A 22,122-nucleotide genomic window follows, 5' to 3' on the forward strand; every position below is an offset into this window, starting at 1 on the left:
GTGGGCACTGGACTGTTGACAGAAGAAGAATTCGTAACCGCATTACGAGATCTGGCTCCGCATTACTGGGGATCACACCCGTTTCACCATCGTTTGCATTCGGGCGACCTGAGTCGGGACGAGTTGCGGCGGTGGGCGGCGAACCGTTGGTACTACCAGTGCATGCTGCCGCAGAAAGACGCCGCGATCATTTCCAACTGCCCGTTGCCCGAGGTCAGGCGCCTGTGGGTGGACCGCATCGTCTACCACGACGGCGTGGCGGACGGCGAGGGCGGCGCGGAGAAGTGGCTGCGGCTGTGCGAGGCGGTCGGGCTGAGCCGGGACGAGGTGCTGGACCAGCGGCACGTGCTGCCCGGGGTGCGCTTCGCCGTGGACGCCTACGTGGACTTCGCCAGGCACAAGCCCTGGGTCGAGGCGGTCGCCTCCGGGTTGACCGAGATGTTCTCCGGACACCTGATGCGGCGCCGGGTCACCGACATGCTGGCGAACTACGACTGGATCGACCGCGCGGACCTGGCGTACTTCACCACCCGGATCGACGCGGTCTCCGGTGAGGGCAAGCAGACCCTGGACCTGGTGGTGAAGCACAGCGTGACGCGCGAGCAGCAGGACCTCGCGATCAAGGCGCTGTCCTTCAAGTGCGATGTGCTGTGGAGCATCCTGGACGCGCTCGAACTCGCTGGGGCACAACGTGATCGGAGTTGAGCAGCGCCCTCGGCTGCGGCGCGGGGTCAGGCTGAGCTTCGACCGGGTGCGGCAGGCCCACGTGCTGCTGTTCCCGGAGGGCGTGGTCATGCCCAACGCGACCGCGGTGGCCGTGCTCGAACTCTGCGACGGCGAACGCACCGTCGCGGAGATCGTCACCGCGCTGTCCGGGACGTACTCCGGTGTTCGGGTCGAGGATGTGCAGAACGTGTTGGCGCGCTTCGTGGAACGACACGTGGTGGAGGTGCTCGGTGGCTGAGGTAGCCGCTCCGCTCGGCCTGCTCGCCGAGCTGACCCATCGCTGCCCGCTGCACTGCCCGTACTGCTCCAACCCGCTCGAACTCATCGCGCGCCAACAGGAACTCAGCACCGAGCAGTGGTGCTCCGTGCTCGACCAGGCCCGCGATCTCGGCGTGTTGCAGGTGCACCTGTCGGGCGGGGAACCGTTGGCGCGCAACGATCTTCCCGAGATCGTCAGCCACGCCAGGGGCCTCGGCTGCTACGTGAACCTGGTGACCTCGGGAGTCGGCCTGACCACACCGCGCCTGGCCGATCTCGTCGAGCGCGGCATCGACCACGTGCAGCTCTCGCTCCAAGGGGCGTCGGAGGCCGGCAACGACGCCATCGCGGGCGCGCGGGTGTTCAAGCACAAGCTCATCGCGGCCGAGGCGATCGCCGAAGTCGGCGTGCCGCTCACGGTGAACACCGTGCTGCACCGGCGAAACCACGGTGAGATCGCCGACCTGATCGCGACGGCGGAACGACTCGGGGCAGAACGGCTCGAACTCGCCAACACCCAGTACTACGGCTGGGCGCTGCGGAACCGGACGGCGTTGATGCCGACGCGGGAACAGCTCGACGCCGCGGAGCCGATCGTGCGCGAGGCGACCGAACGGCTCGCGGGCAAGATGCAGATCGTGTACGTGGTGGCCGACTACGCCGACGCGCATCCCAAGCCCTGCATGCACGGCTGGGGCGCGCGGCAGCTCACCGTCGCCCCGGACGGCACCGTGCTCCCCTGCCCCGCCGCCACCGCGATCACGACGCTCGAACTGTCCTCCGTCGTGGACACCCCGCTCGCCGAGATCTGGTACTCGTCCAGTTCCTTCAACGCTTTCCGCGGCACGGAGTGGATGAGCGAGCCCTGCCGGAGCTGCCCGCGCAAGGAGACCGACTTCGGCGGCTGCCGGTGCCAGGCGTTCCTGCTGACCGGCGATGCCGCCGCCACCGACCCGGTCTGCTCGCTCTCGCCGAACCGCGGCCTGGTCGATGAAATCCTTGCCCAACAACCGGTCGTGGATGTGGAACTCACGATGCGCGCGCCCGGGAGGGCCTGATGAAGGTGGTTCTGCTCGGAACGGCGGCGGGCGGCGGTTTCCCGCAGTGGAACTGCGCGTGCCGGATGTGCGCCGCGTGCCGTACCGGGGAAGTCACCACGCGCACCCAGGACTGCATCGCCGTGAGCCCGACCGGGCGCGGATGGTTCCTGGTCAACGCCTCCCCCGACATCCGAGCGCAGATCGTGTCCACGCCGGAGTTCACGCCCAGTCCCGGCCCGCGCGACACCCCGCTGAGCGGAGTCCTGCTCACCGACGCGGAGCTGGACCACGCGCTCGGCCTGGTGATGCTGCGCGAAGGCGGAGGGCTGCGCGTGTGGGCGCCGCCCGCAGTCGCACACGCGCTGGAGCACGACTTCGGCGTGCGCGGAGTGGTGGCGCGATACCGGCAGTGGGACTGGGAGATCGCCGAGCCCGGCACGGAGTTCGAGGTCGTCGAGCCCGGCGGCGAGCGCCTGCTGGTGACCGCGATCCCGGTGAGCGGCAAGCGCCCGCGCTACGCGACCGAGTCCGCCGCCGAGGGGCCCTGGGTGTGCGCGTACCGGATCAGCGACCCGGCGACCGGCGGAACGCTGCTCTACGCGCCCTGCCTGGCGGCCTGGCCCGAGGGATTCGACGAACTGGTGGCAGGCGTGGACTGCGTCGTCCTGGACGGCACCTTCCACTCTGCGGAGGAGATGCCCGGTGCGACAGGGAGCGCGGTCGGCGGCGGGGAGCAGAAGTCCATGGGGCACATCCCGATCGGCGGTCCAGGCGGCAGTCTGGAGCTGCTGCGCGCCCATCCCCGGGTGCGACGGATCTACACGCACCTGAACAACACGAATCCGGTGCTGGACAAGGGTTCCCCGGAGCACGCGGAGCTGGCCGCGGCGGGCGTCGAGGTCCCGCCGGACGGGACCACCTTCGAACTCTGAGCGCAGTGATCGAGATCACCCGGTCGGCCCAGTGCGACACGGTTCGACGTCGCCCGAACCCGCCGAGCCGCCCGCCTCGCGAACCGGGCTCACGATCCGTGTTCGGTGCGCACGAACGAGTGCGCTACCAAGATCAACTAAGCGCACTGGATGCTACGTGCAGTGACCCCTGAAACGCGGCGCTGACCAGCGACGGAAGGGTTCTGCTAGGGTTCTGGACGATCTTGGTCCGCGTGTTCGGGCCAGCGTCTCCATGGTGCCCCCGATCGGATTCGAACCGACACTCTGACCCTTTTAAGGGGCCTGCCTCTACCGATTGGGCTACGGGGGCAGCGGGCAGCCTAAGCCGTCGACCCCGCTTTGCGGGAGCCGTACGTGACAAGTCGCCCATGAGGCCCAATTTCTGTAACGCGCCCGACCCGCCATCCGGCGGTAGGTGCGATCAGCGCGCGCCCCTGGCCGCCCCGAGTTCGGCGAACCGCGTCGCGACCCACTCGTGCACCGCCTCGGACACGTCCGGGCTGCCCGCCCGGTGCTCGAACCAGCGCCAGTCGCAGCTGACGTTGACCTCCAGGAAGACGTGCTCCGAACCGGTCACCAGCAGGTCGAACGCCGCCACCTGGACCCGCCAGTGCCGCGCGAGCGCGAGCAGCCGCTGCGCCAGCGTGTCCGGGATCTCCGCCCTGGTCACCGTCACCGCGTCCGGGTCGACCCAGAGCTGCGCCGGGTCGAGCTTGTCCACCCGGTAGGCGATCAGCTTCTCGCCCACCACGAAGACCCGCAGCTCGCCCTCGGCGGAGACGTACTGCTGCACGATCACCGGAGCCGATTCGGGGACGTCGCCCGCCCTGCTGGTGTCCAGCGGGCGCGGGAAGAGGCCGTGCAGCGCGCCGGGCCGCGGTTCGAGCAGGTGGTGCCCCGCGGTCTTGACGATGCACTGGCCGCCGCCGGGCCTGCTCCGGCCGGGCTGGGTGGTCACGGCGGTCCTCGGCACGCGTAAGCCGAAGGACTGCGCGTCGGTGAGCTGGGTCAGCCGGTCCAGGTGGCAGGTCGCCCGCGTCGGGTTGACGTGCTCCCAGTCGGTCCGGCCGGAGAGCCAGTTGGCCACCGAGCGCCACTGGTCCACCGAGTACGACCCGTTGATCGTGCGCGGGTCGACCGGGACGGCCGTCAGGTCGAAGTGCCTGCGCCACACCAGCATCGGCCGCAGCAGCCGCTGGTCGAGCTCGACCAGCGGGGCGTCGGTGTAGACGGTCATGGCGAGGTTGAGGCAGCGGTCGGCGTCGATGCGGGCCATCCGGATACCGCGTTCGGCCAGTGCCAGGGAGAGCTCGTTCATCTCCATGTCGGCCGCCCTGGCGAGCACCAGGACGCACGGCACCGGGTCGCCGTCGTCGTCGACGAGGCCCATCTCGTGCACCCGCTCCTGGAAGTCCAGGCAGGTGCTGGGAGATCGGTAGTAGTAGTCCTGGCCCTGCAGCAGCAGCGGAGCGGGCCGGGGAGAGGTGGTGGCGGGGGCGACCGGTTCGGCGACCGGCTGGTGGGGTGGGAACAGGGCGCCCTCCTGCTCCCACCCGACACTCGACATCTCTAGTCGTCCTTCTTGCGGAAGACCTTCCGCGCCTTGGCGTACTCCGAGGCGTAGTCGGCGAGCGCGCTGTCGTCGGCTCTGCCCTGGCGGACCAGGGCGGCCAACTCCTTGATCGACATAGCGGTCACCTCTTCTCCGGTGTGATGCCTCACACGTTCAGGTGATGCACCTCGCGTAGTCTCGGTTTCAACCTAACGCAATGTCAAGGCAACCTTAAATTACCGTCCACTGTCCGGGCTGTCGATGCGAGCCGTCCGGACCAACGTGACGGCGGATGCCGCACAAGATCGCTACCACGCCGTACCCAGCACTGTAGTCAGCTCCTAGCTGCGCGAACAAAATCCGCCTTGGGGTCGTTGATCTGCCCCAGGGAGACCACCTCGCGCCGGAACAGCAGGGCCAGGGTCCAGTCCATAACGATTCGGAACTTGCGGTTGAAGGTGGGCATCCGGCTCATGTGGTAGGTCCGGTGGATGAACCAGGCCGGGAAACCCTTGACCCGCACGCCGAACAGCTCGGCGACACCGCGGTAGAGACCGAGGCTGGCCACCGACCCGACGTGCTTGTGCCGGTAGGGCTTCGGCTGCTTCCCGCGCAGCACCGCGACGATGTTGTCGGCCATCTGCCGCGCCTGCCGCACCGCGTGCTGGGCGGACGGGCTGCAGGTCGCCTGCGGGTCCTGCTCGATCTTGGCGAGGTCCGGGACGGCGGAGCAGTCCCCGGCCGACCACGCGTCGCGCAGCCCCTCGATCTGGGTAGTGGAGGTGCAGCGCACCCGGCCCCGCGAATCCCTCGGCAGGTCGGTGTTCTCCAGCACCGGGTTGGCCTTCACCCCGGCGGTCCAGATGATCGTCTCCGAGTCGAACTCGGTGCCGTCGTCGAGCACCACGTGGCCGTCGACCATGCTCTTCACCCGGGTGTCCAGGTAGACCTGGATCCCGCGCTCCTGGAGCCGCTCCACGGTGTAGACGCCCATCCTGGGGCTGACCTCGGGCATGACCCGGCCGGTCGCCTCGACCAGCACCCAGCGCATGTCCTGCGGCTTGATGTTCTCGTAGTAGCGGGTCGCGTAGCGCGACATGTCCTCCAGCTCGGCCAGCGCCTCGATGCCCGCGTACCCGCCGCCGATGACCACGAAGGTCAGCAGCTTGCGGCGCAGCTCCGGGTCGACGGTGGTCGCGGCGAGGTCCATCCGCGAGAGCACGTGGTTGCGCAGCAGGATCGCCTCGCCCACGGTCTTGAAGCCGATGCCCCGCTCGGCCAGCCCGGGGATCGGCAGCGTCCTGGCGACCGAGCCGAGCGCGGAGACGAGCACGTCGTAGCCCAGCTCCTCGACGTGGCCGTCCGGCAGCTCGACGGTGGCCGTCTTGTCAGCGTGGCTGATCTTGGTGACCCGGCCGGTCAGCACGTGGCAGCGCTTGAGCGCCTTGCGCAGCGGGACCACGACGTGCCGGGGCTCGATGGAACCAGCGGCCGCCTCGGGGAGGAAGGGCTGGTAGGTCATGTGCGGCTGCGGGTCGACCACGGTGACCGAGGCTTCCCCGGCTTTCAGCTTGGACTGCAGCCGCAGCGCGGTGTACATGCCGACGTAACCGCCGCCGACGACCAGAATGCGAGTGGGTTGAGACCTCACAGCAGCCATACACAAATGGTCGCACCCGTGCACCGCCAACGCTGAACAAATCGCACGTGTTCTGCCCCTCAGGGCGAGGCGAACCCGCAGGTCGCCCTGCGAACGTGGCCAGCGGCACACGCCCACGTGGACCTGTCAACTGAATCGGTCCACCGCCCCGTGATCACTTCGCCACCCCGCGTCACCGCACGCTCGCAGCAGTTCGTCGATGAGCAGCGTCGTGGAAACAGCGATCCTCTCCTCGTCGTCGAGGCCCGAGACCGCGGAGGCGGCCGCCGACGCGATCGGCCCGTTCGCGTCTCTGCCGTGCTCGGCCAGGGCGTTCAACGCCGATGTCGTGACCTGACCCGCGAGCCGGTCCGACGCCAGCATCCGCAACCGACCGGCGACCTCGTTCATGTCGATCACCTGGAGGAGCCGCAGCACGTCGAGTCCGTCCTTGGGCTTCTGCCGATGCGGTGTCGCTCGACGCTCCTCGAGCTTCACGATCTTCGCCACCAGCAGCGCCGCCGGACCGGCCACCCGAAGCCGAGCGCGCCGAGGATCGTCCGGGTCCAACGCGGCGATCCCATGCCACGCGCTGTCGACGAGTGCGGGCTCCAGGCCGAGCGTTCGACGGGCGACCCTGTTGCCGTGCACCGCCAGCCGAGCGCCCCGCCTGCCCCCGGACCCGCTCAGCGCCTCCGGAACCTTGATGTCGATGGGGATGCCGCTTCGGCCGCACCAGGTGCCCGGATTGGCGCCCGGGATGAAACCCGCCGCGTTGAGGGCGTCGGCGAGCAAGGGCTCGTCGCACAGGAGATCCGGGGCCAGCGCGACGTCCGCGTCGGTCGTCGTGGGCGCGACCGCGAGATCACTGCCCCCGGTGTGGAAGTAGACGGCCTGCGCCCCGACGAGGACGACGGCGTCCAGGTGAGCCGACAGAGCATCAAGCGCGTCCAGCAGAACGGCGCGAGCCTCGATGTACTCGCGCGGCGGTTCGAGGTGGGTCACAAAGTCCATCCGGGGTCGTCAGTGGCCAGAACGTCCATGAGCTGTTCCGCTTCCTCGCTCGATCGCCCTGGTCCGGTCAGGAGATCTGCCACGACCTGACAGGCGGGCGCACACCGCAACCGATCACGGGTCTGGGCGCCTTCCAGGACCACCGCGTTGAAGGGGCGGACGAGCAGCACGTTCGCCCCACGCTCCGTGGCCCTCAGACCAAGGTCTCGTTCCAGCACGCCCGGTGCGCGGGTGTAGACCGTCAGCACCGTCAACGGGACGACGGAAAGCGCCGCTGGTGGCAAGTACGCCCGTGCCGCCGCGGAACCGGTCAGCACGTGGTCGTCGCCGAGGTCTCGAAGCTCGCTGAGAGCGTGGTCGACTCCCCGCGGATCGATCATGCGCACGATCTCGTGCGAGGTCATCAGGCCGTAGTCCTGAACCCACCGTCGAACCAGGGACTTCTTGCGCACCAACTCGACCTCACCGGCGTCAGTCCGGTTGACGAGCCCTTCGCGGTCCAGCAGCTCCAGCACGCGCGCGCTCGTCCCCGCCCCGACGCCGACATCGGCGGCCAGCGCCCGCACTCCGACCGGCCCCCGGGCGCCCAGAAGACCACGCACCACGCGGGCGGCACCCGGACCGCGCAAGGACTTCAGCCGACGGTCGGCCGGGTCCGTGAACGGGGCACGGTCGGCGCCCTGCCGGTCGATGAAGACGCTCGGCCGGTCCAGGCGCAGCCGGAGGTTGCCGGTCTGGTCGAACCAGCCGAGACCGGCCTCGGCGAGTCGTTCCCGTGCCAGGGGGGACGCGAACGACGTGATGATCATGACCGCGTCGGCTGCGAAGAGGGACTTCCACCGCTGAGCCTGTGCCTGAATGTGCGGCACGGCTCTCGGCTCCAGCTTGCGGCTCACCTCGGCCACGATCACCGCCGTCGAACCGTCCGGCGAGCTGAGGCGCAGGAGCGCGTCAACTTCCGTCCCACCGCTCCGGCGCTCCGGCTCGGCCATCAAGGACCAGTCGGGCGGAAGCGCTCGTTCGAGGGACGCCATCAGCTCTTGCGCACGCCCTGACAAGGGCGTTCCGCAAATCCTGCCGTTCCGCGTCACGTGGAACAGCTTAATTTGCGGAACGGGTTCGCGCCAGCCGACGTTCAGGTGAGGCCCGCGGAGTGCTTCGCGGCGGTGAGGACGGCTTCGACCATCGCGGGGGTCAGGCGGCCGGACATGGTGTTGCGCTGGCTGACGTGGTAGCAGCCGAACAGGGTCAGCGGAGGGCCGTCGTTGGTGGCGGGGAGGTCGACGCGGACGCCGTGGCCGAACTTGGGGCGGGGCACGGGCACGGCCCACGAGGAGGACGCCAGGACCGGCAGCAGCGCCTGCCAGCCGAACGCGCCGAGGACGACCACGGCGCGCAGCGTCGGGCGGAGCAGGCGCAGTTCGGCGCTGAGCCAGCGGCGGCAGGTGTCGCGCTCCTGCGGCGTGGGCTTGTTCTCCGGTGGCGCGCAGCGGACGGGGGCGGTGATGCGCGTGCCGATGAGGCGGAGGCGGTCGTCGCGGAGTCTCGAGGAAGGGTGGACGGCCTCGGCCTGCGTGGCGAGCCCGACGGCGTGCATGGCCGCGAAGAGCACGTCACCGGAGCGGTCGCCGGTGAACATGCGGCCGGTCCGGTTCGCGCCGTGAGCGGCCGGGGCGAGGCCGACGATCCCCAGCGCGGCGTCCGCCGGGCCGAAGCCGGGGACGGGACGGCCCCAGTACTCGTGGTCGCGGAAGGCGGCGCGTTTGACGGCGGCGACCTCTTCGCGCCAGGCGACCAGGCGGGGGCAGGCGCGGCAGGTGATCACCGACGCGTCGAGGGCTTCGAGGTCCACGCCGAACAGGGTGCCCCAGGTAACGGATGGACAAAGCAGTTGTGGACCTCAACTAACAATCACGGCGATGCGAGCTAAGGTCGCGTCATGCCAGCGAAAGACGCCAAGGAGCCGGAGGCTGCCAGCGACAAGGAGCTCGACACCGAGACCCCGTCTCGGCCGGACGAGCCCATCGACGATCTGGTGACCACGCGGCACGCCCTGACCATCAAGCGCCGCAAGCTGAACTACACCGCCACCGCGGGGCGCGTCGTCCTCCGCAGGGAGGTGCACACCGACGGCACCTTCGACGGCCACAAGCCCAAGGCCGAGGTCTTCTTCACCTCCTACACCGTGGACGGGGGCTCGGCCGACCGGCCGGTGACGTTCGCGTTCAACGGCGGTCCGGGCTCTTCGAGCGTCTGGCTGCACATGGGCGTGCTCGGCCCCAAGCGCGTGCTGAGCGGCGACGCGGGCGAGCTGACCCCGCCGCCGTACGGCCTCACCGACAACCTCGAAACCCTGTTGGCGCACAGCGATCTGGTGTTCATCGACCCGGTGTCCACGGGCTACTCGCGCGCGGCGACCGGTGAGAAGCCAGGAGACCACCACGGCTACACCGGCGACCTGGAGACGGTCGCCGAGGTGATCCGCCTGTGGACCTCGCGCAACGGCCGGTGGATGTCGCCGAAGTTCCTCGCGGGCGAGTCCTACGGCACCCTGCGCGCGGCGGGGCTCGCGGAGTACCTGCAAACGCGATTCGGCATGTACCTCAACGGGCTCATGCTGATTTCGAGCGTGCTGGACATGGGCTCGATCCGGTTCACCCCCGGCAACGACCAGCCCCACGCGCTGTTCCTGCCGACGTACGCGGCGATCGCGCACTACCACGGCCTGCACGGCGATCGGCCGCTGGCGGACGTGCTCGCCGAAGCGGAGGAGTACGCCGCGCGCGACTTCCTGTGGGCGCTCGGCCGCGGAGCGCGACTGACCGCGGAGGAGCGCGCCGAGGCCGTACAGAAGGTCGCGTCGCTGACCGGCCTCTCCACCGACTACGTGGACCGCGTTAACCTGCGCATCGAGCACGTTCGCTTCTACACGGAACTGCTGCGCTCGCGCGGGCTCGTCGTCGGCAGGCTGGACGGTCGGTTCACCGGCTGGGAACGCGACGGCGGGGTGGAGACCTTCGACCACGACCCGTCGATGACGGCGATCACGGGTCCCTACGCGGCGGCGCTGAACCACTACGTGCGCACAGAACTCGGCTACTCCAACGACCTGCCCTACGAGATCCTTTCGCGGCGGGTGCACCCCTGGTCCTACAAGGAGTTCGAGAACCGCCACGTCACCGTCACGGGAAAGCTGGCGGAAGCCATGCGCGCCAACCCTTTCCTCAAGGTTCACGTGGCTTCGGGCTACCACGACGGCGCGACGCCGTACTTCGCGGCGGAGCAGGTTTTCGCGCAGCTCCAGATTCCCGAGGAGCTGCGCGAAAACATCGAGGTGAAGTACTACGAGGCCGGACATATGATGTACGTCCACGAGCCCTCGCGCATCCAGCAGTCGAAGGACCTGGCCGCCTTCGTGAAGGCCGCCTCGAACCGCTAGCGGCGCTTCCCCGCCATTCCCGTCAGGAGATGGGGATGGCGGGAAGCCCGACCTCGGCGCGGACCGCGGCGACGAAGTCGCGTTCCGCGGCCCAGAGGGCTTCGAACAGCTCGTGCGGAACTTCGCCGACCCCGTGGGTGGCGCGCGCGGCGGCGATGCCACGAGCCTTGCGTACCAAGGCATTGAGCTTCGCCACCGTATCGGCGGACTCCGAGACCAGTCGCACCCTGGTCTTGGTCGCTTCGAGCTTTTCCTTGTAGGGACTGCCTTTCTCGTCGAAGAACGGCATCAGTTCACCGGTGAGCTTCGGGTGCGGAGCAGTGGTGATCGTGATGCCCGGTTCGAGGGTGAACGCGATGAACTCCCTCAGCGCGGTGAGGAAGTCGCCGCACGCGGTCAAGCGGATGTCCCGCCACTCGCGGGCGTGGTCGCGGCGGTGCAGGCGTTCCTGGTTGCGGATGGACAGCCAGCCTCCGAGCAGGACGCCGAGCAGCGTGACCAGCGCGGTGATCGCCGTGGCGAGCGGGTTCGCCATCACCGGTCAGGAGTCCGCGAGCGAGAGCGCGATCCCGTCGAGGATGTCGTGCTCGCTGGCGATCATCTCGGTGATGCCCGCGCGCTTGGCGAACTGGTCCGCGAGGGAGCGCAGCACGAGCGCGCCGCCATTGATCACGTCGACCCGTCCCGGGTGCATCGGCCCCAGCGCCGCGCGCTCGTCGTGGGTCATGGTCAGCAGGCGGTCCGACACCTGGTGCACGGTGTCCAACGACATGCGGTGGAGGTGCACGCGGTCGGAGTCGTACTCCGGCAGGTCCTGCGCCACGGCGGCGATCGTGGTGATCGTGCCCGCGACACCCACCCAGGTGCGGGCCTCGCGCACGTCCACGGCCTCGAACGCCTCGGCCAGGATCTCGGCGACCACCCGCTCCGCCTCCGCGCGCTGCTCGGCGGCAGGCGGGTCGTCGTGCAGGCACCGCTCGGTGATCCGGACGCAGCCCACGTCCACGGAGCGGGCGGCGGTGATCTCCGCGCGCACCCCGTCCCAGGTGCCGACGACGACCTCGGTGGAGCCGCCGCCGATGTCGGTCACCACGAACGGCCCGTCCTCCGGTTCGAGGTCGCCGACCGCGCCGGTGAACGACAGCCGGGCCTCCTCGTCACCGCTGATCACCTCGGCCTCCGCGCCGAGGGTGGCGCGCACCATGCCGAAGAAGTCCTCCCGGTTGCCCGCGTCCCTGGTCGCCGAGGTCGCGGTCATCCGCACCCGCTCGGCGCCCTTGCGGCGCAGCACGGCGGTGTAGTCGGCCAGCGCGGCGCGCGTGCGCTCGATCGCCTCGGGCGCGAGCTGCCCGGTCGCGTCGACGCCCTGGCCCAGCCGGACGATCCGCATCTCGCGGTGCACGTCGCGCAGCCAGCGGCTGCCGTCCTCGCGCACGGTCACATCGGCGACGAGCAGCCGGATCGAGTTGGTTCCACAGTCGATCGCTGCGACCCGTGGCATGCCAGACCTCCTACGCTGGGCGGACTCCCGGCCCCACCGTAGCGGCAGCGGCTCAGCGCGGCGTCGAGGTCTTCGCGGGCCCGGGCTCGGCCTTCGAGGTCGGCGGAGCCGGGGTGACGCAGGTGCTGGTGGTCGGCGTCGGCGTCGAGGTGGTGGGCTTCGGCGGCGTCGTGGTCGTCGTGCTCGTCGGCGTGGTCGTCGTCGTGCACGGCGGCGTCGTGGTGGTCGGCCGCGTCGAGGGCGAGGTCGTGATCGGCTTCGCCGAGGTGGTCGTCCACGGGGTGGTCGACGTCGGCGTGGTCGTGGACGGCTGCTGCGTGGTCGGGTCCGGGTTCGGCGGCGGCACGTTGGGGTCCGGCACCGGCGTGGGCTGCGGAACGGGGTTCGGCACCGGCGGCGCGCCCTGCGCCAGCACGTCCGGCGGAATCGGGTTGGTGGGCAACGGGTTCACGCCGGTCGCGTACGCCGCCGCCCACAGCAGCACCTTCTGCACGTAGACGTTGGAGTGGTTGTAGCGGAACACCGCCTGCACGAGCTGGGACGGGTCGAGCAGGTTCAGCCCGCCCGCGCAGAGGTACTTGCCACTGGCCAGCGCGGCGTCGTAGACGTTGTGCGGGTTGGTGACCCCGTCGTTGTCGCCGTCCGCGGCGTAGAGGGCCCAGGTGCTGGGGATGAACTGCATCGGGCCGACCGCGCGGTCCCAGACGGTGTCCCCGTCGAGCCTGCCGCCGTCGGTGTCGGCGATCGCCGCCATGCCAGGGGCGCCGTTGAGCACGGGGCCGAGGATGCGGCCGATGGTGTTGCCGCGCATGTCCACCGAGGAGTTCGCGTGCCTGGACTCGATGCGCCCGATGCCCGCCAGGACCGACCAGTGCAGCCCGCAGCCGGGCGTCGTGCCCTGGAGCGTGCGGTCGGCGCGCATGTAGGCGTCGAGCACCGTGCCGGGGATGCCGAGCGTGCCGCCACCGGGTAACTCGGCGAACGGGTCGTCGCTGAGCTGGCCGGGATCGCGGAGCGCGTCGAGCAGCGTCGGGCTGATGGAGTCGTTCTGCGCGAGGTGGCCGCCCGCGCCGATGTCACCGGGGTAACCGCGGAGCTTGGTGAGGAGGTCGCCGAAGGCGTAGGCGGAGTCCTGGTCCCCCGCCCCCGTGCCCGGGAGCGTGCTGAGCCCGGCGACTCCGGCGAGCGCCGGTGGGATGACGAGGGCGGCCGTCGCGGTCGCGGCTGCCGCCATGCGCCTGGCCTTGTTCTGCAGCACGCGGCGCCTGCGGGCCCTGCGGAGCGCGGTCCGGCCGAGCGGCGCGTTGGAGGCTTCCACCAAGCACCCTCTCCTCAAGGTCGTCACGTACCCGCGGGCCCACCGTACCTACAAGTAGGTCGGTTGTTGAGGTGTCTTCGTTATCTCGTCGGCGATTTCCCACCGATGTATCAATTCACTTAACAACTCCTTTACCGGGTGCCGTATACCGGTCACTCGGTGTGCTCTTCTCCTCGCAGGACAACGAGGTTACTGTCCGGTACATGCCGCAAGGGGACTTCGTCACACACCGGGTCACCAACCAGCCGCCCGCGCTCGCCGACTTCGACGCCTCGGCCTGCGACCCCGCGCTGACCAGCGCGATCACCGATGCGGAGCTGCTGGAACGGCTGCACGGGATCGGCCGCCTCACCGGATCGGCGCAGGCGCGCGAGCACGGGAGGCTCGCCAACGAGAACCCGCCCGTCCTGCGCACCCACGACCGTTGGGGCAATCGCGTGGACGAGGTGGAGTTCCATCCTTCGTGGCACTGGCTGATGGGCCATGCGGTCGAAATGGGATTGCACGCGGCGCCGTGGTCCCCGGACGCGGGCCCCGGCGCGCACCTCGCCCGTGCGGCGGGCTTCTACCTGTGGAGCCAGGCCGAGTCCGGCCACGGCTGCCCCATCTCGATGACCTACGCGTCGATCCCCGCGCTGCGCCACTCCCCCGAGCTCGCGGAGCGCTTCGAGCCCGGGCTGCGCTCGCGCACCTACGACTTCGGCCTCCGCCCGCCCGAGGCGAAGGCGGGGCTGCTGGCGGGCATGTCGATGACGGAGAAGCAGGGCGGCAGCGACGTCCGCGCGAACACGACGACGGCGAAGCCGCTGGCCGACGGCAGCTACGAGCTGGTCGGGCACAAGTGGTTCACCTCGGCGCCGATGAACGACCTGTTCCTGACTCTCGCGCAGGCACCGGGCGGGCTGACCTGCTTCGTGCTGCCGCGCGTGCTCCCGGACGGCTCGCGCAACCCGATTCGCTTGCAGCGCTTGAAGGACAAGCTCGGCAACAAGTCGAACGCGTCGTCGGAGATCGAGTACGCGGGCGCGCTCGGATGGCGCGTCGGCGAGGAGGGGCGCGGGGTCCCGACGATCATCGAGATGGTGTCGATGACGCGGCTGGACTGCGTGATCGGTTCGGCGTCGACGGTGCGCGCGGCGCTGACCGAGGCCGCGCACCACGTGGCGCACCGCTCCGCGTTCGGTTCCCGGCTGGCCGACACACCGCTCATGTCGGCGGTGGTGGCCGATCTGGCGCTGGAGTCCGAGGCGGCGACCCGGATCGCGATGCGCCTCGCCCGCGCGGTGGACGCCGGAGAGCGGTCGCTGCTGCGGCTGGCGCTCCCGGTCTCGAAGTACTACGTGTGCAAGCGCTGCCCGGTCGCGGTGGCGGAAGCCCTGGAATGCTTGGGCGGCAACGGTTATGTCGAGGACTCCGGGTTGCCGCGGCTCTACCGGGACGCGCCGCTGAACTCGATCTGGGAGGGCTCGGGCAACGTCACCGCACTGGATGCCTTGCGCGCCATGGCCAAAGAACCGTCCACAGTGGACGCATTGCTCACCGAGATCGACCTGGCCGCCAGGGTCGACGCGCGACTGGACGCGGGCGTCGCCGACCTCCGCAAGGAACTGGCCGACCCGCATCCCGCCCGCGCGAGGCGGTTGGCCGAGCTCGCCGCCCTGTGCCTCCAAGGCTCCCTGCTCCTCCGCGAAGCCCCGACCGAGGTGTCCGACGCCTTCCTGGCCACCCGCTTCGGCCCGGAAACCACGCGCACCTTCGGCACGCTCCCGCGCGGCCTCGACACCACCGCGCTCGTCACCCGGGTCACCCCCTCCTGCTGAGGCGGTTGGGGCGTCTTCAAGTACCGCCAACCCCCTCCCCAGCGGTCGCTAACCGCAGCTAACCCCCGAGGGAGCCAAGGGGGTTAGCTGCGGTTTTCGGTGATCGTTTGGGGGGTTCGGGGTACTTGAAGACGGGGGAACCCGCGCTGGGTCAGGAGGGTGGGGAGTGGCGTTGGGCGCAGGGGCCGGGTTTCCACCACTCGCCCGCGGCTTCGATGGACTCGTCGCCGAAGGGGTTCACGCCTGGGCCCGCGGCCAGCGCGTGGGCTACGTGGACGTGAAGGCACTTGACGCGGTCGGGCATGCCGCCTGCGCTGACCTTGGTGCCCAGGGACTCGATCGCGTCGCGTTCGGCCAGGTAGGACTCGTGTGCCTTGCGGTACTGCTCGGCCAGGGCCGGGTCCTGGGCCAGGCGCTCGGTCATCTCCTGCATCACGCCGGACGCCTCCTGCGTGCCCAGGCGGGAGGACAGCCGAGCGCAGGTCAGGTAGTACATCGTCGGGAACGGCGTCCCGTCCTCCAGGCGCGGGTTGGTCTGCACCACGGCCGGGTCACCGCACGGACAGCGGTAAGCCACGGCACGAACTCCGCGCGGGGTCCTGCCGAGCTGCGCGGTGATCGCGTCCCGGTCTGCCTGGCTGGCGGGCTCGTGCCCGGCTCCGGACGTCACTGCGGTCAGCCTCCGACGATCGTTTCCCACAGGCGCTCGAACCACGTCTTGTTCGGGGCCACCTGCTTGGTGTTGTCCTGTTCCTGCGGCGCCGCCGGGGTCGGCAGCTCCACCACGTACGGGGTCTCCCCCGGGTTGACGTACTTCAGCCGCCGCCGCGCCTCGGCCTCCACCTGGGCGGGGTCGAGCAGCTGGGCCTTGCGCTCCTCCAGCCTGCGCACCTCGGCGGCGTTCTGCTGCTGGAGCAGGGTTTCCTGGCGGATCTCCGAGCGCTGGCTGATGTAGGTCCGCAACGGCACCGCGACCGACAGCACCAGCGCGCAGACCACCAGCGCCAGCATCGCGGCCCGGCGGGTGGACGAGAGCTGGAAGGCCCCCGCCGCCTTCGGCGCCATCCTCGGCCTGCGCGGCTGCGGGGTGCGGCGGGGCGGTCCGCCGCGATGGGGTGAGCCCGGCTGCTGCTCACGCGCGTGCGGCCGACCCGCGCGTTCGCCCCGCTCGCTGCGATCACTGCGATCGCTGCGATCTCCTCGAATGCCGGTCCAGCCGCTCAGCCTGCGCTGGGCGCGCTCCGGTCGACGCGCCGCCGCGGCTTCGGTCCGGCGGCGGCGGCGCTCCCGATCCTGATCGCGCCCAGCCATGGCTCATCAGCCCCCGTTGGCCGGGGAGTAGCGCGGGAAGGCCAGATCGCCCGCGTAGCGCGCCGCGTCGCCGAGGGCCTCCTCGATCCGCAGCAGCTGGTTGTACTTCGCGACCCGCTCGCTGCGGGCGGGGGCACCGGTCTTGATCTGCCCGGAGCTCGTCGCCACGGCCAGGTCGGCGATGGTGGTGTCCTCGGTCTCGCCGGAGCGGTGGCTCATCATGCAGCGGTAACCGCAGCTCTGCGCCAGGGTGACCGCGTCCAGGGTCTCCGAGAGCGTGCCGATCTGGTTGACCTTCACCAGCAGCGCGTTGGCGGCGCGGCGGGAGATGCCCTCCTCCAGGCGCTCGGAGTTGGTGACGAACAGGTCGTCGCCGACGAGCTGCACGCGCTCGCCCAGCTCGCTGGTCATCCGCACCCAGCCGTCCCAGTCGTCCTCGCTCAGCGGGTCCTCGATGGAGACCATCGGGTACGCCTTGACCAGCTCCTCGTAGTACGCGGTCATCTGCTCGGCGCTGCGCTTGGAGCCCTCGAAGTGGTAGGCGCCGTCGCGGTAGAACTCGGTGGCGGCCACGTCGAGCGCGAGCACGATGTCGCGGCCGAGCCGGTAGCCCGCCTTGTCAACGGCGGAGGCGATCAGGTCCAGCGCGTCGCGGTTGCTGGGCAGGTCGGGCGCGAAACCGCCCTCGTCGCCGAGCCCGGTGTTCAGCCCCTTCGCCTTGAGCACCGACTTCAGCGAGTGGTAGACCTCGGCACCCCAGCGGACGGCCTCGCGGAAGGACTCCGCGCCGATCGGGGCGATCATGAACTCCTGGATGTCGACGCCGCTGTCCGCGTGCGCGCCACCGTTGATGATGTTCATCATCGGCACCGGGAGCACGTGCGCGTTCGGGCCGCCGACGTAGCGGAACAGCTCGAGACCGCTGCTCTCCGCCGCCGCCTTGGCCACTGCGAGCGAGACGCCGAGGATGGCGTTGGCACCGAGGCGGGACTTGTCCGGGGTGCCGTCCAGGTCAACCAGCTTCTGGTCAACGACGCGCTGCTCGATGGCCTCGATGCCGGTGAGCGCGGGGGCGATCTCGTCGAGGACCGCGGTCACGGCCTTCTCGACGCCCTTGCCGAGGTAACGGCCCTTGTCGCCGTCACGGAGCTCGACCGCCTCGTGCTCACCGGTCGACGCCCCGGAAGGCACGGCGGCGCGCCCCAGGGTTCCGTCGTCCAGCAGCACCTCCACCTCGACAGTGGGGTTTCCGCGCGAATCCAGGATCTCGCGGGCGCCTACCTGCTCGATGACCGCCACGTGCGCTCCCTCTTTACCAGCGTGTTGGGGACCCGACAGGCGCCGAGCCTAGTCGTGCCGAGCGAGCACGTCGCGGACCACCTCCGCGGCAACGGCGCCGAGCCCGGCCGGAGCCCCCCTACGCGCCCTGACCCGCAGCGGAGCGGGCCGCAACGTGGGAAGTCCTACATATTCGGCCAGCCCCTCCGGGCGGCGCGCGGTGACCGGGAGCAGCGTGACGCCGAGCCCGCCCCGGGCCGCGGCGAGCACTCCGGAGAGGTCCTGCGCCTCACACGCGAGCCGGTGCGGGATGCGCTCCTCGTTGAGCGCCGCGAGCGCGGTCCGCCGCACCACGCAGGGCTCGGCGTAGACGACGAGGGGCAGCGGGTCGCTCGGCACGAACTTCGGCGCCGCGAACCAGGTGAGCCGCATCGTGCCCGCCGCGCGGCTGCGCCCGCCGGAGGGCCCGCCGAGCAGCAGCGCGAGATCGACGTCACCGTGCTCGACCGCCTCGGCCAGCCGCGCGGAGCGGTCCAGGCGGAAGCGGATCTCGCGTTGTGGGAACGCATCGCGCAGGGCGACGGCCAGTTCCGGCAGGAGCTGGTCGGCCGCGTGCTCGCTGGAGCCGATGACCAGCGCGGCGTCGTGGTCGAGCCCGAGCCTGCGCAGCGCCTGGTCGTGCGCGGCGAGGATCGACCTGGCTTCGCCGAGGAGCCGTTCGCCGCGTTCGGTGAAGCGGCTCTGGCGGCCGTCGCGTTCGAGCAGGTCCGCGCCGACGAGCTTGGCCAGCCGCGCGATGTGCTGGCTGACCGCGGACTGCGTCAGGTGCAACGCGGTGGCCGCGCGGTGGAATCCGCCGTGGTCGGCGATGGCCACCAGGCTGCGGAGCTGGACGATGTCGAGGACGGCGGCCATGCGCGAATGGTAGCTCCCCATCAATCACATTTGCTGATCGATCGCGTTTCCTAATCGATTGGCATCACGGCCGGACCCGCGGATCACCCTGACCGCATGAGGATTCCCGTTCCGATCGCGACCGGAGTCGTGTTCGTCTGGACATCGGGGTACCTGCTCGGCGCTCTCGCCGTCGGCATTGTCCCGCCGTACCTGCTGACGGCGGTGCGCCTGACGCTGGGCGCCGTGCTGATGGGCGTGATCGCGCTCGCGACCCGCGCGCGCTGGCCGCGCGGACGACTCCTGCTGCACGTCTGCGTTGCCGGAGTGCTCACCCAGGCCGTGCAGTTCGTCGGTGTCTACGGCGGATTGCAGGCTGGAGTTCCCGCGGCGGTCACCGCGCTCGTGATGGCGTTGAACCCGGTGCTGACGGCGGTTCTGGTGACCGGGTTGCTCGGCGAGCGCGTCGGTCGCCCGCAGCTGGTCGGGCTCGCACTCGGGGTGCTGTCGGTGATCGCGGTGCTCGGCGAGCGCGTCGTGGAGGTTGGGCTGGACGCGGGCAGCCTGTTGACGCTGCTCGGACTGTTCGGCTTTGCGATCGGCGGGATTTACCAACAGCGGTTCTGCACCGGAGTGGACGTGCGGACCGCGAGCACCGTGCAGATGGCCGTGTCCGCGCCCGTGGTCGGAGTGCTGGCTCTGTTCGAGGGCGGCACGGTGGCCGATTGGACCGGTGCCGGGCTGATCGCGCTGTGGTTGGTGTTGATCAACGCATTGTTCGGCACGGCGGTGTACATGGAGGCGGTCCGGCGCGGCGGTGCTCGCCGGGCCAGCTCGCTGTTCAGCGTCGTGCCCGCGGTGACGGCGATCGCCGCGTGGCCGGTGCTCGGCGAGGTGCCGTCGCTCGGCGCGGTCGCCGGGCTCGTCATGGGCGCGGCGGCCTGCGTGCTGGGGACGGCGGAAACCCGTCCGGTACCGCGAAGAGATCGCGTTGCGTCCGTCCATCCGGGATGATCACTGAGGGTGCCGGTGCGCGCTGCCGACTGCCCACCATCCGGCGGTCGATCACTGGCCGCCCGCGGCGTAGCGTGGGGTGGACCATGAGCGACGGCACATTCGAGGCGTTCCGCAGGGCCGAGGCGCTACTCGCGCGACGGCGGCCCCTTGACGCCATCCGGGCTCTGGAACCGGTGCTGGAGAACGAACCCAACACACCGAGCGTGCAGCTGCTCGCTGCGCGCGCCTACTTCGCCTCCGCTCAGCTCAACCGGGCGGAGGCGGCTTTTCGGCGCGTGGTCGAGCTCGATCCGACCGATCACTACGCGCGGTTCGGGCTCGGCAAGACGCTGCACCGCCAGGGCCGCCTGCACGACGCGGTGCGGCAGCTGAGGATCGCGGTGGCCATGCTCCCCTCCCCGGACTACCAGGAAGCCCTCAACGAGGTGCGCGCCCGGATAGCCGTGGAGAACAGCAACTAGCGCGTGTCCTGCAAGCGGTTGAGCCGAGGGTTCCGGTAACGATGCCGCCCGGGTTGGGGCGTCTTCAAGTACCCCCAACCCCCCACTCGATCATCTTTAACCACCCCCAACCCCGACACCGCCCCAGGGTTTGCCGTCGTTAAAGACCGCTGGGACGAGGGTCGGGGGTACTTGAAGACCGGCAAACCTGACGGCTTGCAGGAGAAGGTCCTAGCGGCCGAGGCTGCGGCGGGCGTAGGTGTCGGCGACGCCGAAGACCTTCTGGCCGTACTCCGTGGAGTTGTTGTAGGAGAAGACCGCCGCCCACCAGCCCTTGGCCTCGCCGAGGTCGCGGTTGGCCGAGCACAGGTAGCGGGCGGCCGTCACCGCGGCGTCGTCGATCTGCTGCGGGTCGGCGCGGCCGTCGCCGTTGCCGTCGGCGGCGTAGCGCTTCCACGTGCCCGGGATGAACTGGAGCGGACCCACCGCGCGGTCCCACGTCGTGTCCCCGTCGAGCGTTCCGCCGTCCGAGTCGGGGATCGCGCGCACGTTCGGCCCGCCGTCCAGCGGGATGCCGATGATCGGCCTGGACGGCCTGCCCTCGTCGGTGAGGGTGGCACCGCCGTAGCGGCCGTGGTTGGACTCGATGCGGCCGATGCCCGCGACGGTCGCCCAGGACAGGCGGCAGCGCGGCCGTTCCACCCGCATCGCCAGATCGGCGAGCGCGTAGGCGCGCAGCGCCCTGGCCGGTACGTCAACGGTGTTCGAGAGCTTGGTCGCCCACTCGGTCAACGGATCATGACCGGCGGGAGCGCCTTGCGGAGCGGGGACCACGCCCGCGTCACCGGGGATCACCGAGCCCGGCCGCACCGGAGCCGCGGTGATCGGCGTCTCCGGCTTGCTGTCGCGGGTCGGCGTGACCAGGTCGACGAGCACGGCCAGGCCGAGGCCACCGATTCCGAGCACCAGACCGACGACGAGGAGCCGCCCCAGCAGCGAGCGCCCGCGACGCGGCGGGAGCGGCGACAGCACCGGGGCAGGGGTTACCACCCGGTCAGGTTACGGGGTTTTCTCGTGCCCGGGTCAGAGCCGACGGCTCAACCTGCCATAACGATCCGCGCGGTCGAGCACGTCCTGGGCGTACCTGCGGCTCTCGTTGTAGGTCAGCACACCGCGCCACCAGCCGTCCTCCGTGCCCAGGTCACCCCCGGAAGCGCAGAGGTAGCGGGCGGCGGCCAGCGCGGCGTCGTCGAGGTCGTTGGGGTCGGCGAGCCCGTCGCCGTCCGCGTCCGCCTCCCAATCGCGCCAGGTGGTCGGGATGAACTGCATCGGACCGACCGCGCGATCCCACACGGTGTCCCCGTCGAGCCTGCCGCCGTCGCTGTCCGGGATCGACTTCACCCCGGGGCGCCCGTCCAGTGGGAGGCCGCGGATGGGCAGGGTCGGCCGCGCGTCGGGGCCCAGCCGCGCGCCGTTGAACCGGCCGTGGTTGGACTCGACCTGGCCGATCCCGGCGAGCACGGTCCAGGTGATCCGGCAGGCCGGGCGCTCGCGCTGGAGCCGGATGGTCGCGTAGCCGTACGCCTGGAGTGCCGCCCTCGGCACGTTGAGCAGATCGGACATGCTGCTCGCCCAGCCCGCCAGCTGGCGCTGCGGTGACCGGCCGAGCACCGCCAGGTTCGCGGCGAGCCCGAGCCTCGGCAACGCGGTGCCGCCGTTGGGCGGGGCGCTCGCGGGCAGCAGCGGCTCGGTGGGGCCGGAGGGCTGCTGCCGGGGCCGGGCCACGGGGTCGTCGGAGACGAGCAGCACGGAGAGCGCGCACGCCGCCATGCCCAGCGAACCGACCACGAGCGCCGACCACCGCCGTTTCGCCCAGGACACGTCGAGCCGCACTGGAGCCTCCTCTCCGGCGGCCAGGGTGC

Annotated in this window: 22 protein-coding genes and 1 tRNA gene; 8 read left to right on the forward strand and 15 right to left on the reverse strand. The window is 70.5% G+C overall.

Features of this window, described 5'->3' with window-relative positions; genetic code table 11:
- Positions 1-15 precede the first annotated feature (15 nt).
- Genes pqqC through pqqB form a run of 4 tightly spaced genes read left to right on the forward strand, consistent with a single transcriptional unit; the run spans position 16 to position 2,956 of the window.
- Complete coding sequence (pqqC, locus tag NLX83_RS05525; protein ID WP_254236093.1) at positions 16-705, forward strand: pyrroloquinoline-quinone synthase PqqC; 690 nt, start codon at positions 16-18, stop codon at positions 703-705.
- On the forward strand, positions 692-964 hold the full coding sequence (gene pqqD, locus NLX83_RS05530) for a pyrroloquinoline quinone biosynthesis peptide chaperone PqqD (protein ID WP_254233777.1): 273 nt from the start codon (positions 692-694) through the stop codon (positions 962-964). The genes pqqC and pqqD overlap by 14 nt, the downstream gene beginning before the upstream one ends.
- Positions 903-2,042, forward strand: a complete 1,140-nt coding sequence (gene pqqE, locus NLX83_RS05535; RefSeq protein ID WP_374118663.1) for a pyrroloquinoline quinone biosynthesis protein PqqE — start codon at positions 903-905, stop codon at positions 2,040-2,042. The genes pqqD and pqqE overlap by 62 nt, the downstream gene beginning before the upstream one ends.
- A complete protein-coding gene (gene pqqB / locus NLX83_RS05540) occupies positions 2,042-2,956 on the forward strand; it encodes a pyrroloquinoline quinone biosynthesis protein PqqB (protein ID WP_254233779.1) in 915 nt (304 codons plus the stop codon). Before pqqE ends, pqqB begins: the two co-directional genes overlap by 1 nt.
- 254 nt (positions 2,957-3,210) lie before the next feature.
- Here pqqB and NLX83_RS05545 read toward each other — a convergent pair.
- From NLX83_RS05545 to NLX83_RS05570, 6 genes are all read right to left on the reverse strand, one after another.
- Positions 3,211-3,287, reverse strand: a tRNA-Leu gene (locus tag NLX83_RS05545).
- A 111-nt stretch (positions 3,288-3,398) separates the two neighbouring features.
- Complete coding sequence (locus NLX83_RS05550) at positions 3,399-4,544, reverse strand: ATP-grasp domain-containing protein (RefSeq protein WP_254233780.1); 1,146 nt, start codon at positions 4,542-4,544, stop codon at positions 3,399-3,401.
- A 319-nt stretch (positions 4,545-4,863) separates the two neighbouring features.
- Positions 4,864-6,189, reverse strand: a complete 1,326-nt coding sequence (locus NLX83_RS05555; RefSeq protein ID WP_254233781.1) for an NAD(P)/FAD-dependent oxidoreductase — start codon at positions 6,187-6,189, stop codon at positions 4,864-4,866.
- Positions 6,190-6,315: 126 nt separating this feature from the next.
- Complete coding sequence (locus tag NLX83_RS05560) at positions 6,316-7,182, reverse strand: hypothetical protein (protein ID WP_254233782.1); 867 nt, start codon at positions 7,180-7,182, stop codon at positions 6,316-6,318.
- Complete coding sequence (locus NLX83_RS05565; RefSeq protein WP_254233783.1) at positions 7,170-8,216, reverse strand: hypothetical protein; 1,047 nt, start codon at positions 8,214-8,216, stop codon at positions 7,170-7,172. The genes NLX83_RS05560 and NLX83_RS05565 overlap by 13 nt, the downstream gene beginning before the upstream one ends.
- A 101-nt stretch (positions 8,217-8,317) precedes the next feature.
- Positions 8,318-9,034, reverse strand: coding sequence for a uracil-DNA glycosylase (locus NLX83_RS05570; RefSeq protein ID WP_254233784.1), 717 nt, complete (start codon positions 9,032-9,034; stop codon positions 8,318-8,320).
- Positions 9,035-9,121: 87 nt separating this feature from the next.
- On the opposite strand from NLX83_RS05570, the gene NLX83_RS05575 reads away from it, so the two are divergent.
- Complete coding sequence (locus tag NLX83_RS05575) at positions 9,122-10,621, forward strand: S10 family peptidase (protein WP_254233785.1); 1,500 nt, start codon at positions 9,122-9,124, stop codon at positions 10,619-10,621.
- A 22-nt stretch (positions 10,622-10,643) separates the two neighbouring features.
- On the opposite strand, the gene NLX83_RS05580 is transcribed toward NLX83_RS05575, so the two are convergent.
- From NLX83_RS05580 to NLX83_RS05590, 3 genes are read right to left on the reverse strand one after another with little or no spacing between them, the layout of a single operon-like run.
- The gene (locus NLX83_RS05580) at positions 10,644-11,156 is read right to left on the reverse strand and encodes a hypothetical protein (RefSeq protein ID WP_254233786.1); all 513 of its coding nucleotides are present in this window, start codon (positions 11,154-11,156) and stop codon (positions 10,644-10,646) included.
- A 6-nt stretch (positions 11,157-11,162) separates the two neighbouring features.
- The gene (locus NLX83_RS05585) at positions 11,163-12,122 is read right to left on the reverse strand and encodes a Ppx/GppA phosphatase family protein (RefSeq protein WP_254233787.1); all 960 of its coding nucleotides are present in this window, start codon (positions 12,120-12,122) and stop codon (positions 11,163-11,165) included.
- A 52-nt stretch (positions 12,123-12,174) separates the two neighbouring features.
- Positions 12,175-13,440, reverse strand: a complete 1,266-nt coding sequence (locus tag NLX83_RS05590) for a lytic transglycosylase domain-containing protein (RefSeq protein ID WP_254233788.1) — start codon at positions 13,438-13,440, stop codon at positions 12,175-12,177.
- Positions 13,441-13,643: 203 nt separating this feature from the next.
- Here NLX83_RS05590 and NLX83_RS05595 point away from each other — a divergent pair, with 203 nt between their 5' ends.
- Complete coding sequence (locus tag NLX83_RS05595) at positions 13,644-15,260, forward strand: acyl-CoA dehydrogenase family protein (RefSeq protein ID WP_254233789.1); 1,617 nt, start codon at positions 13,644-13,646, stop codon at positions 15,258-15,260.
- 151 nt (positions 15,261-15,411) lie between these two features.
- On the opposite strand, the gene NLX83_RS05600 is transcribed toward NLX83_RS05595, so the two are convergent.
- From NLX83_RS05600 to NLX83_RS05615, 4 genes are read right to left on the reverse strand one after another with little or no spacing between them, the layout of a single operon-like run.
- The gene (locus NLX83_RS05600; RefSeq protein WP_254233790.1) at positions 15,412-15,930 is read right to left on the reverse strand and encodes a DUF501 domain-containing protein; all 519 of its coding nucleotides are present in this window, start codon (positions 15,928-15,930) and stop codon (positions 15,412-15,414) included.
- A gap of 5 nt (positions 15,931-15,935) precedes the next feature.
- Positions 15,936-16,571 (reverse strand): FtsB family cell division protein, encoded by a 636-nt coding sequence (locus NLX83_RS05605; RefSeq protein ID WP_254233791.1) that lies wholly within the window; start codon positions 16,569-16,571, stop codon positions 15,936-15,938.
- A gap of 6 nt (positions 16,572-16,577) precedes the next feature.
- A complete protein-coding gene (gene eno, locus NLX83_RS05610; RefSeq protein WP_254233792.1) occupies positions 16,578-17,870 on the reverse strand; it encodes a phosphopyruvate hydratase in 1,293 nt (430 codons plus the stop codon).
- A gap of 48 nt (positions 17,871-17,918) precedes the next feature.
- Positions 17,919-18,764, reverse strand: coding sequence for a LysR family transcriptional regulator (locus NLX83_RS05615; protein WP_254233793.1), 846 nt, complete (start codon positions 18,762-18,764; stop codon positions 17,919-17,921).
- Positions 18,765-18,860: 96 nt separating this feature from the next.
- On the opposite strand from NLX83_RS05615, the gene NLX83_RS05620 reads away from it, so the two are divergent.
- The gene (locus NLX83_RS05620) at positions 18,861-19,757 is read left to right on the forward strand and encodes a DMT family transporter (protein WP_254233794.1); all 897 of its coding nucleotides are present in this window, start codon (positions 18,861-18,863) and stop codon (positions 19,755-19,757) included.
- An 86-nt stretch (positions 19,758-19,843) separates the two neighbouring features.
- Positions 19,844-20,221: a tetratricopeptide repeat protein gene (locus tag NLX83_RS05625; protein WP_254233795.1), complete on the forward strand. Its 378-nt coding sequence runs from the start codon at positions 19,844-19,846 to the stop codon at positions 20,219-20,221.
- Between the two features lie 210 nt (positions 20,222-20,431).
- Here NLX83_RS05625 and NLX83_RS05630 read toward each other — a convergent pair whose 3' ends face one another.
- Together NLX83_RS05630 and NLX83_RS05635 are read right to left on the reverse strand one after the other, a co-directional pair.
- Positions 20,432-21,250 carry a lytic transglycosylase domain-containing protein gene (locus NLX83_RS05630; protein WP_254233796.1) on the reverse strand — a complete coding sequence of 273 codons (819 nt, stop codon included), beginning with the start codon at positions 21,248-21,250 and terminating at the stop codon, positions 20,432-20,434.
- 33 nt (positions 21,251-21,283) lie between these two features.
- On the reverse strand, positions 21,284-22,093 hold the full coding sequence (locus NLX83_RS05635; RefSeq protein ID WP_254233797.1) for a lytic murein transglycosylase: 810 nt from the start codon (positions 22,091-22,093) through the stop codon (positions 21,284-21,286).
- Positions 22,094-22,122: the final 29 nt, after the last annotated feature.

Origin of the sequence: Allokutzneria sp. A3M-2-11 16 (assembly GCF_024213555.1) — a bacterium.
Taxonomy (GTDB): domain Bacteria; phylum Actinomycetota; class Actinomycetes; order Mycobacteriales; family Pseudonocardiaceae; genus Allokutzneria.

Coding starts and splice junctions, on each gene's coding strand:
- pqqE (WP_374118663.1), top strand. CDS start 903: ATGTGCAGAACGTGTTGGCGCGCTTCGTGGAACGACACGTGGTGGAGG.
- pqqB (WP_254233779.1), top strand. CDS start 2,042: ATGAAGGTGGTTCTGCTCGGAACGGCGGCGGGCGGCGGTTTCCCGCAG.
- NLX83_RS05550 (WP_254233780.1), bottom strand. CDS start 4,544: ATGTCGAGTGTCGGGTGGGAGCAGGAGGGCGCCCTGTTCCCACCCCAC.
- NLX83_RS05555 (WP_254233781.1), bottom strand. CDS start 6,189: ATGGCTGCTGTGAGGTCTCAACCCACTCGCATTCTGGTCGTCGGCGGC.
- NLX83_RS05560 (WP_254233782.1), bottom strand. CDS start 7,182: ATGGACTTTGTGACCCACCTCGAACCGCCGCGCGAGTACATCGAGGCT.
- NLX83_RS05565 (WP_254233783.1), bottom strand. CDS start 8,216: ATGGCGTCCCTCGAACGAGCGCTTCCGCCCGACTGGTCCTTGATGGCC.
- NLX83_RS05575 (WP_254233785.1), top strand. CDS start 9,122: ATGCCAGCGAAAGACGCCAAGGAGCCGGAGGCTGCCAGCGACAAGGAG.
- NLX83_RS05580 (WP_254233786.1), bottom strand. CDS start 11,156: ATGGCGAACCCGCTCGCCACGGCGATCACCGCGCTGGTCACGCTGCTC.
- NLX83_RS05585 (WP_254233787.1), bottom strand. CDS start 12,122: ATGCCACGGGTCGCAGCGATCGACTGTGGAACCAACTCGATCCGGCTG.
- NLX83_RS05595 (WP_254233789.1), top strand. CDS start 13,644: ATGCCGCAAGGGGACTTCGTCACACACCGGGTCACCAACCAGCCGCCC.
- NLX83_RS05605 (WP_254233791.1), bottom strand. CDS start 16,571: ATGGCTGGGCGCGATCAGGATCGGGAGCGCCGCCGCCGCCGGACCGAA.
- NLX83_RS05615 (WP_254233793.1), bottom strand. CDS start 18,764: ATGGCCGCCGTCCTCGACATCGTCCAGCTCCGCAGCCTGGTGGCCATC.
- NLX83_RS05620 (WP_254233794.1), top strand. CDS start 18,861: ATGAGGATTCCCGTTCCGATCGCGACCGGAGTCGTGTTCGTCTGGACA.
- NLX83_RS05625 (WP_254233795.1), top strand. CDS start 19,844: ATGAGCGACGGCACATTCGAGGCGTTCCGCAGGGCCGAGGCGCTACTC.